We start from the raw sequence: 9,018 nt of genomic DNA, 5'->3' as shown, positions 1-9,018 counted from the left end.
ATAACTCCGGCCGAAGCCTTTGAGCCCGGCCGGGTAAGACACCTCCAGACGGCAAGGACACAACATATGGCCGACCTTGATGACATCCGAGACGGCAAGGATTTTGGGCTGGACAAACCGGTCCAGACGGAGGGCTATTTCCTAAAAGGATGTAGCCATCTCGATTGGGGAACGAAGGATCGGCTGAGCCGGATCTTCCGTCCCGACACCGGGCGCACGGTGATGCTGGCCTTCGACCACGGCTTCATCATGGGTCCGACGTCGGGCCTGGAACGCGTCGATCTCAACATCGTCCCGATCGCGCAATATGCCGACTGCCTGATGGGCTGCCGCGGCATGATCCGAGCGGCCATCCCGCCGACATTGAACAAGCCGATCTGCCTGCGGGCCGATGCCGGCAGCTCGATCCTGACCGAGTTGAACCACAACGTGGTGATCGACATCGATGACGCAGTGCGCCTGAACGCCTCTGCCATCGCCGTGATGGTCGCCGTGGGTGATCCTGCCACCGAGGCCGGGACGATCGCAAATCTCTATCACGCGGTCGATATCGGCCAGAAAAGCGGTGTGCCCGTGCTTGGCGTAACCGCCGTGGGCAAGGATATGGCCCGCGACGCCACCTATTTCTCGCTCGCTTCGCGGATTTGCGCAGAGAACGGGGCCAATGTGGTCAAGACCTATTTTTGCGAGGGCTTCGAGAAGGTCACCGCCTCTTGCCCGGTCCCCATCGTGATTGCCGGCGGCAAGAAGCTCCCCGAACTCGAGGCGCTGGAGCTGGCCTGGAAAGCCATCGACCAGGGCGCGGCGGGTGTCGACATGGGACGCAACGTGTTCCAGTCGGACCACCCGGCCGCGATGATCCAAGCCGTTTCCGGCGTCGTCCATGACGGGCTCACGCCTGAGCAGGCACTCGAACTCTTCGACACGCTCAAGGCAGACGGGGTCTGACAGAGGCGACAAAACAACAGGACGGCCGGGCTGCAACCGGCCGCACCGAACCGAAGACACAACAGTTTCAGAACAGTGGACACACCGCACCAGCGCGCGTGTGAAGGAGGAAGACATGAAAAAACTGGTAGTAACCCTCGCAGCGGCCTGCAGCATCGCAGCCACGGCAGGCCTTGCCGATGACAAGATCGTACTGGGGAAGATCCCCTTCACGCTGGAACATTCCTATCACCAGTCCATCGTGGAGATCTTCTCGGACTATGCCGAGAAGAACTATGGCGCCGAGACGATTGTCGTCGATGGGCAGGCCAGCAGTGAATCCTCGTTGAGCGCGGTCGAGAACCTGATTGCACAGAAGGTCGACGGGATCGCGCTGCACTCGCCCGATATCGGCATGACCGCGACCGCTGTCGAGGCCGCGCACAAGGCCGGGATTCCGATCGTCACCACGCTGATCTATCCGAGCACCAAGACCGCGCCGCATATTCAGCCGAAAGAGGAATTCTCCTCCTTCCGCATGGGCGAAGTGGCTGCAGAGCAGTGGATGACGGCCTTCCCGGACAAGCCGGTCAAGGTCGCGATCCTGAATTTCGGCGGTTTCGAGCAGATCGCCAAGCTACGTACCGAGCCCTTCTTCAAGGGCGTGCAGTCGGTTGCCCCTGACGCGGAACTGGTTGCGATGCAGAACGGCTTCGGCTCGACCATCAAGTCGATGGAAGTGATGCTGGACATCCTTCAGGCCAATCCGGACGTGAATATCATCTTCGGCGCCAATGACGACATGGCGCTTGGCGCGCTGGCAGCGACCGAGCAGCTGGGCCGTGGCAAGATGAAGGATGGCGCACCGCTGACCGAGATCATTGCCGGCGTCGATGGCGGCGAGAACGCGATGGTCAAGGTGTTCAACCCGAACTCCTCCTTCAAGCTGACCCATGGCCAGGTGCGCGACAATGGCCGCGCCGAGGTCGACACGCTGATGGCGATGATCGAGGGCACGATCGAGATGGACAAGTGGCTCGAGGTGCAGACGCTCAGCCCGGAATTCGACTACTGGAACTCCTCCGTCCCGGCCGCGCAGAAATTCCTGGAAGAGAATTTCGGCTTCGAGAAAGATCTCCAGGCGTTGGTCGACACGCAGCGCTGACCTCCCGGACATGAACAGCTCCGCGGCGCGTGAGGCGGCGCGGGGCATGCAGTCGGAACGACAACGCCCCGCCGGACCGGCCCAGCCGGACACGCGGATCGGATGACATGAGGTGGAACGTGGACAGGATAAAACACCTATTACAGACGGAAACGCAGAAGGCGGTCCTGATCGGAACGCTGATCGTCATGATGATCGGGCTGTCGTTGGCCACGCCCAGCTTCCTCTCGGTCACGAATTTCACCAATGTCTTCCTGAAGGTCGCGGTGATCGTCATCATCGCCTCGGCGGCAAACCTGCTGATGGTGACCGGGCATTTCGACCTCTCGGTCGGCTCCGTGCTTGCCTTCTCGGGGATCTTGCACGCCTACCTGTGCAAACATGGCGTGCCGATCGAGATGTCGATGCTCATCACCTGCATCGTTGCGATGGGCTGGGGCGGCATCAACGCCATGACGGTCGCCGTGCTCGGGATAAACCCGGTGATCGCGACCGTCGGCGTGCTCTTCATCGCCCGCGGATTCGCCTTCCTCGTCGCCCGCTGGGATGGCGGCGCCAACATCATGACCGGACTGCCGATGGAGTTCGTCGATTTCGGCCGCGAGCTGGTCTTTGGCATCTTCCCGCTGGCCATCGTGATGATGGTAGCCGCGCTTGCGCTGTTCCTTTTTATCGAGAAGCGCACCGAGATCGGCCGCTTCGCCTATGCGATCGGGGCCAACCTGCAGGCTGCAAAGCTGTCGGGCATCAATACGGTCGGGATCATCGCGCTGCTCTACGTGATCGTCGCGCTCTTTGCCGGGCTCAGCGGCATCCTGCAGACCTCGCGCGTCGGGCTCGCCGCGCCGAACGTGGCCAAGGGGCTCGAGTTCGACGTGATCGTCGCCATCATTCTCGGCGGCACGGCGATGACCGGCGGTGTCGGATCAACAATCGGCATGCTGCTCGGCGCACTGGTCGTCGGCTTTGCCAGCAACGGCCTGATACTGCTCGGCATTCCCTTCTACTACCAGAGCATCGCCTATGGCGTGATCCTGATCGGCTCGCTGATGCTCAACCAACGCTTCACCAATCCGGCGAGGGCATGACCATGGATGGCTCGAACATTCTCGAAATCCGCGATGTCGGCAAAGCCTTTCCCGGCGTGGTCGCCCTCAAGGGCGTGAGTTTCGACATCAAGCGCAACACGGTCCATTGCATCGTCGGCGAGAACGGCGCTGGAAAATCCACCTTTATCAAGATCCTGACCGGTGTGCATGAGCGCTCCTCCGGCGAGATCACGCTCGACGGCAAGCCCTTCGCCCCGACCCGGGTCCGGGACGCGATGGCCGCCGGTATCAGCGTGCTCTACCAGGAGTTGAACGTGGTCGACGAATTGACCATCGCGGGCAATCTGACGCTCGGGCAGGAGGCGCACAGCTTCGGCTTTCCGAAGCAGGACACCGCGATCCTCGAGAAGGCGGCCGGGATTCTGGCGAGCTTCGACGAGAGCATCTCGATGGACACGCTGGTCGGTTCGCTCAGCGTGGCGCAGAAACAGGTGGTGGAGATCACCAAGGCGCTTTGCTCCGATTGCGCCGTGCTGGTGATGGACGAGCCGACGGCCTCGCTGAGCCTCGGCGAAACCCGCAAGCTCTTCGACACGGTGGCGCGTCTCAAGGCGAGCGGCGTCACCATCATCTTCATCTCCCACAAGCTCGACGAGATCTTCGAGAACGGCGACTACATCACGATCTTCCGCGATGGCGAGATGATCGAGACACGGTCGCTGGAAGGGCTGGAGCGCTCCGACCTGGTGCGGATGATGCTGGGCAAGGTGGTGGTCAATGACTACGTGCCGAGCCCCGCGATCCAGACAGAGACGGCGCTGGAAGTACGCAACGCCACGACCCGCAAGCTGCGGAATGTGAGCTTCGATCTGCAAAAGGGCGAAATCCTCGGCTTCTACGGTCTCGTGGGTGCGGGCAAGACCGAGGTCTGCGAGATCCTCTATGGTCATCCCTGCGCGGGCGAGATCCGGGTGAAGGGCAAGGCCACACGGCTCGACGACGTCCGCAAGTCGCTCAAGGCCGGGCTGGCGCTGGTGCCGGAAGAGCGGCGCGAGGCCGGGATCTTCGGGCTGCTCGGCATTCGCCAGAACATCCCGCTGATGAACATGGCCAATGTGAAGTCGCACGGGCTGGTGCGGCGCGCGGAAGAGAACCGGCTCGCCGATCACTATATCGACGCGCTCTCCATCGCCGCGCGCGACCGCGAGCACCAGGTCTCCCTGCTCTCGGGCGGAAACCAGCAGAAGGTGGTGATCGCCAAGTGCCTGAACCGCGACAGCGACATCATCCTGATGGATGAGCCGACGCGCGGGGTCGATGTCGGCGCCAAGCAGGAGATCCACGACATCATTCGCGAACTTGCGGGGCAGGGGAAGAGCATCATCGTCTTCACCTCCGAGCTTCAGGAGGTCGTGCAGCTCTGCGACCGGATCGCGCTGATGTATGACGGCGCCCTGCGCCAGATCGTGCAGAACGGGCCGGATCTCGACACCGACCACATCATGAAACTCGTCGCGGGCGAGGAGATCGAGGCATGAAACAGGCAAACACCCTTCCGGGCTTCATGAAAAGCCAGACCTTCATCCTCTTCCTGGTCTTCATCGCGCTCAATATCTTCTTCGCGCTGATGAGCGACCATTTCTTCCAGCTCGGCAATTACTTCAACATGCTCAAGCAGAGTTCGGCCCTGCTGCTTACGGCCGCCGCCGCGACCATGCTGATGATGACCGGCAATTTCGACCTCTCGGCCAGCGCCAATCTCGCCTTCTCCGGCGTGCTCTACGCGCTGCTGGCCGCCGCCGGCCTGCCGCTGCTGCTCGCCGCCCTGATCACGCTGGCCGCCGGGATGGGCTTCGGCCTGATCAACGGGCTGCTGGTCACCCGCTGGGAGATCTCGCCCTTCATCGCCACGCTGGGGATGATGTTCATCGGCAACGGGCTGGCGCTCGTGGTCTGCGGCGGCCAATCGGTGCGCTCGGGCCTGCCGGACAATTTCCGCAACCTGATGAACGCGGAACTGCTCGGGCTGCCGGTGCCGATCCTCATCGCGCTGGTCGGCTGCACGCTGTTCTGGGTGCTGACCAACCGGACGCTGATCGGCAAATACGCCATGGCCATCGGGTCCAACCGCAACGCAGCGGTGCTCTCGGGCATCAACGTGAACGCGATCACGTTGGGGCTCTTCGTGGCCGTGGCGCTGATGGCCTCGCTGTCCGGCATCATGACCGCCTCCCGGATAGGCGCGGGCGACCCGCGGATCTACGAGTTCTTCTTCATGGATGTGGTCGTGGCGATCATGCTGGGGGGCACACCGCTGTCCGGCGGGCGCGGCTCGATCATCGGCACGTTGATTGCCGCGATGATCGTGATCGTGATCGGTAACGGGCTGAGCATGCTCAACGTGCTGATCTTCTGGCAGACGATCATCAAGGGCGTGATCCTGATCGTCGCCATGATCCTCAACGAAAAGGTCAAGTTCGGCTCGCGGGTGGTTGCCACGACGCCACCTGCCGACCGCTCTGTTGCCAATCAGGCGACGAGCGTGGCTGCACAATAGTTCGGGCGAACCCCGCCCCGAGCCCATCGTGGCAATGCCGCGACGAGGCAAAGCAAGACCGGCGCATACCGACCGCCGGGACCAGGTTTCGAAGGAGAGAAAGATGACCCGTGAGCTGAAGGTTTATCCCAACGAGCACTACTATACCGAGGATGGCAAATTCAAAATGGAGCTGGCCCAGGAGGCCTACTTCGATCTGATGCGCTACTACGATTACGCCATCCCCGACCGGTTCCAGACCGAGGATTTCTGGGTCAAGGATTTCAACATCGGCGATTTCGCCTTTTCCGGCCTTGCCGGGATCTTCTGGTTCAGTGACCCGGACTACAACCTGTCCGGCCACGAGATGTTCCTGCTGCCCAATCAGGCGATCCCGGAGCACTGGCATGTCGGCACCGAAGTGACCGGGCCGAAGCTCGAAGCCTGGCATGTCCGCCATGGCGAGATCTTCACCTATGCCGAGGGCGAACCGACCGAAGGCGCGGATGCCGACATCCCGCCCTCGCATCGCGGTTGCACCCATGCGCTCAAGCGCACCCGGGTTGGCGTCGGCGAGGTTGCCCGGCTCTCGGCGCCGGCGGAGCGGCACTGGATGCGGGCGGGGCCGAATGGCGCCATCGTGACCGAATACGCCACCCATCACGACCACAACGGTCTGCGGTTCAGCCACCCGGACGGGAAGTTCTTTCTGGATTAGGGCTGGTTGAGATGAAGCGGCCTTGAGAGGTGTGGAAACCGTCCTTCCGGCTCTACGGAGTCTTTCTTCTGTCTCAAGGCCCGGCACCAGGTTCGTTCCTCTGCCGGCGATTTGGGTTCTGGACCCGTTGATTTTGGTTGAACATCATGATTCACCACCCGGAAATCGAGTGGTGACATGTCTGGTGTCCTCTGCTTGCCTCCACGACGAGTTTGACGGGGCTTCGCTGGCTGTTCATCATCCGGTTAGATCAGGATTGAGTTGCCGGGAGCGAGGGCGTTGCGACCGTGGCAGATAGTCTTGGGGTATCCTGATTCCAGATTGGAGTGAGCATGGACTGGGACGAATTCGCGAAGTGGGGCGGACACCTTTCCGGGTGGGCCGCAGGATACCACCAGACCCTGCGCGACCGCCCTGTGCGCGCTCAGACGCGGCCGGGCGACACCGCGCGCTTGCTTGACCCGTCGCCACCAACAGATGGCGAGCCGATGGACGCCATCATGGCGGATTTCGAGCGCATCGTCATGCCAGGCATGACGCATTGGCAGCACCCTCGCTTCTTCGCCTATTTCCCGGCCAACGCCACGCCCCCGTCAATGCTGGCCGAAATTCTCGTCACCACGATCGCGCCGCAGTGCATGCTCTGGCAGACATCCCCCGCCGCGACGGAGATGGAAGGCGTCATGGTCGACTGGCTTCGCCAGGCGCTTGCCCTCCCGGATGGCTACACAGGCGTCATCCAGGACAGCGCCTCTTCGGCGACGCTCTCGGCAATTCTCACGATGCGCGAGCGTGCCATCGGCTACACCGGAAACCGTGAAGGCTTGTCCGGCAAGGGCAGGCTCCGTGTCTACTGCTCCGATCAGGTTCACAGCTCGATCGACCGCGCGGCCTGGGTGGCGGGGATCGGGCAAGAGAACCTGGTCAAGCTTCCAACGCGCGGCCAACGTCATGGTCTCGACGTCGATGCGCTGAAGCGCGCGATCGCGCAGGACCGAGTGGCAGGCCATGTGCCGACGGGCGTGGTCGCAATAACCGGCGGTACGGGTGTCGGGGCGTCCGATGATCTTGCTGCCGTTCTCGCCGTGGCCCGGGCAGAGGATCTCTACACCCATCTTGACGCGGCATGGGCAGGAGCCGCGATGATTTGCCCAGAGTTCCGCGACGATTTCTGGGCCGGTGTCGAAGGCTACGACAGCATCGTTTTCAACCCGCACAAATGGCTCGGGGCGCAATTCGACTGCTCGGTGCAGTTCCTCCGGGACCCCGTGCCGCAATTGAACACGCTCAAGATCGAGCCGGAGTATCTGAAGACCACGGGCGGCGCGGTCACGAACTACTCCGAATGGACAATCCCCCTGGGTCGTCGATTCCGGGCGTTGAAGATCTGGTTCCTGATCCGAAGCTACGGGCTCGATGGATTGAGGCAGAGGTTGCGAAACCATGTCCGATGGGCCGGGGAGATATGCGAGGTACTTCGGGCCGTCGATGGGTTCGAGATCGTCACGGAACCGATCCTGAGCCTGTTCTCGTTTCGATGCCCTGGCGACGACGCGGCTCAGCAGCAGCTGGTTGATGCCATCAACGACGATGGCCGCATCTATCTGACCCAAGGAGCCTTCGGAGGACGGAAAGTCATTCGTTTCCAGGTCGGACAGTTCGAAACAACACGTCAGGATGTCATGTTGGCTGGCGACGTCATTCAAGAGGTCTGGAGATCAACGACGTGATGCCTTGCCCAGTCAGGACGGTGGACCGCCGGCTGGATCAGGTTTCCTCTCGTGCTTTGAACATGATCCGCCAAGTTCCAGTGCGCGCACATGGCATTGGAGAGTCGGTGACTGCAAACCGTCGTCCCCGGACCCGGAGCAGACCTGCGGCGAACTTCCTGTCCGGCGGTCAGCCGCGAATTACGCAGCGCTCTTCCATTTTACGGGGGTAACGTAAACGATACTGTCATCGCCACTGACCATCACATCGCCGTCCTGAATATTGATCTGGAGCTTCATCGCGCGGCTTGCCAGTTTTGCCAGTGCGTCTGTGTCGGTCTCAGAGAAATTCACGACCTGAAGATTATCAAAACGCGTGGTGCTGTTTTTGATCTTGTCCCACCACATCTCGGCCGTTCGGCCGCCATAGGGGTAGACGATCACCTTGCCGGCCTTGCCACAGGATTGACGCATCACCTTCTCGGTTGGAAGTCCCAGAGCCACCCACACATCGAGCGCTCCGCTCAGGCTTTTCTGCCAGATGTCCGGTTCGTCATCGGTTGAAAGGCCCTTTGTCATTTCCAAATGTTCATGGGCATTCAGCGCGAAAGCGACAATTCGGACCATCAGCCGTTCGTCCGTCTCCGAAGGATGCTTTGCCACTGTCAGTTTATGGGTCTCATAGTAGTGACGGTCCATGTCGGAGACTGACAGTTCAACTTTATAAATAGTTGCATTTTGCGCCATGATTTCCCCCAAACATTCAAAGATTGGGATGCCTACTCCGTTTGGTGACCTTTGGAAAGCCGATACAAAGGCAAGCAATACTGGTGGTCGAAGTGGTCGCGCCATGGTGTGTGACCTCGGAGTGCAGGATGGTTGGTCCTTGGCAGGCCAACGCGCTCATGGCTGTG

8 protein-coding genes are annotated in these 9,018 nt (G+C 61.4%); 7 read left to right on the top strand and 1 reads right to left on the bottom strand.

Annotation, left to right across the window (positions count from 1 at the left end; translation table 11 throughout):
• The first annotated feature begins 66 nt into the window (after positions 1-66).
• The 7 genes from lsrF to AX756_RS22380 all read left to right on the top strand — a co-directional run bounded on the left by lsrF (position 67) and on the right by AX756_RS22380 (position 8,125).
• On the top strand, positions 67-948 hold the full coding sequence (gene lsrF, locus AX756_RS22410) for a 3-hydroxy-5-phosphonooxypentane-2,4-dione thiolase (protein ID WP_068317426.1): 882 nt from the start codon (positions 67-69) through the stop codon (positions 946-948).
• Positions 949-1,063: 115 nt separating this feature from the next.
• A complete protein-coding gene (locus AX756_RS22405) occupies positions 1,064-2,092 on the top strand; it encodes a sugar ABC transporter substrate-binding protein (RefSeq protein WP_068317423.1) in 1,029 nt (342 codons plus the stop codon).
• A gap of 107 nt (positions 2,093-2,199) precedes the next feature.
• Positions 2,200-3,180 carry an ABC transporter permease gene (locus AX756_RS22400; protein ID WP_082739291.1) on the top strand — a complete coding sequence of 327 codons (981 nt, stop codon included), beginning with the start codon at positions 2,200-2,202 and terminating at the stop codon, positions 3,178-3,180.
• Positions 3,177-4,679, top strand: coding sequence for a sugar ABC transporter ATP-binding protein (locus AX756_RS22395; protein WP_082739290.1), 1,503 nt, complete (start codon positions 3,177-3,179; stop codon positions 4,677-4,679). The genes AX756_RS22400 and AX756_RS22395 overlap by 4 nt, the downstream gene beginning before the upstream one ends.
• Positions 4,676-5,698: an ABC transporter permease gene (locus tag AX756_RS22390; RefSeq protein WP_068317414.1), complete on the top strand. Its 1,023-nt coding sequence runs from the start codon at positions 4,676-4,678 to the stop codon at positions 5,696-5,698. Before AX756_RS22395 ends, AX756_RS22390 begins: the two co-directional genes overlap by 4 nt.
• A gap of 103 nt (positions 5,699-5,801) precedes the next feature.
• Positions 5,802-6,395 (top strand): cupin domain-containing protein, encoded by a 594-nt coding sequence (locus AX756_RS22385; protein WP_068317411.1) that lies wholly within the window; start codon positions 5,802-5,804, stop codon positions 6,393-6,395.
• A 332-nt stretch (positions 6,396-6,727) separates the two neighbouring features.
• Entirely contained in the window at positions 6,728-8,125 is a 1,398-nt protein-coding gene (locus AX756_RS22380; RefSeq protein WP_068317409.1) for a pyridoxal phosphate-dependent decarboxylase family protein, read from the top strand.
• Between the two features lie 180 nt (positions 8,126-8,305).
• On the opposite strand, the gene AX756_RS22375 is transcribed toward AX756_RS22380, so the two are convergent.
• Positions 8,306-8,851, bottom strand: a complete 546-nt coding sequence (locus tag AX756_RS22375) for a YaeQ family protein (RefSeq protein WP_068317407.1) — start codon at positions 8,849-8,851, stop codon at positions 8,306-8,308.
• Positions 8,852-9,018: the final 167 nt, after the last annotated feature.

The sequence above is a fragment of the Aliiruegeria sabulilitoris genome (genome assembly GCF_001558155.1).
GTDB lineage: Bacteria > Pseudomonadota > Alphaproteobacteria > Rhodobacterales > Rhodobacteraceae > Tropicimonas > Tropicimonas sabulilitoris.
The sequence above is the reverse complement of the archived record's forward strand: the minus strand, read 5'-3'. Positions and strand labels throughout refer to the sequence as shown.

Bases quoted from the DNA above. Each gene is read 5' to 3' on its own strand.
- AX756_RS22395 (WP_082739290.1), top strand. From the start codon at position 3,177: ATGACCATGGATGGCTCGAACATTCTCGAAATCCGCGATGTCGGCAAA.
- AX756_RS22390 (WP_068317414.1), top strand. From the start codon at position 4,676: ATGAAACAGGCAAACACCCTTCCGGGCTTCATGAAAAGCCAGACCTTC.
- lsrF (WP_068317426.1), top strand. From the start codon at position 67: ATGGCCGACCTTGATGACATCCGAGACGGCAAGGATTTTGGGCTGGAC.
- AX756_RS22385 (WP_068317411.1), top strand. From the start codon at position 5,802: ATGACCCGTGAGCTGAAGGTTTATCCCAACGAGCACTACTATACCGAG.
- AX756_RS22405 (WP_068317423.1), top strand. From the start codon at position 1,064: ATGAAAAAACTGGTAGTAACCCTCGCAGCGGCCTGCAGCATCGCAGCC.
- AX756_RS22375 (WP_068317407.1), bottom strand. From the start codon at position 8,851: ATGGCGCAAAATGCAACTATTTATAAAGTTGAACTGTCAGTCTCCGAC.
- AX756_RS22380 (WP_068317409.1), top strand. From the start codon at position 6,728: ATGGACTGGGACGAATTCGCGAAGTGGGGCGGACACCTTTCCGGGTGG.
- AX756_RS22400 (WP_082739291.1), top strand. From the start codon at position 2,200: ATGAGGTGGAACGTGGACAGGATAAAACACCTATTACAGACGGAAACG.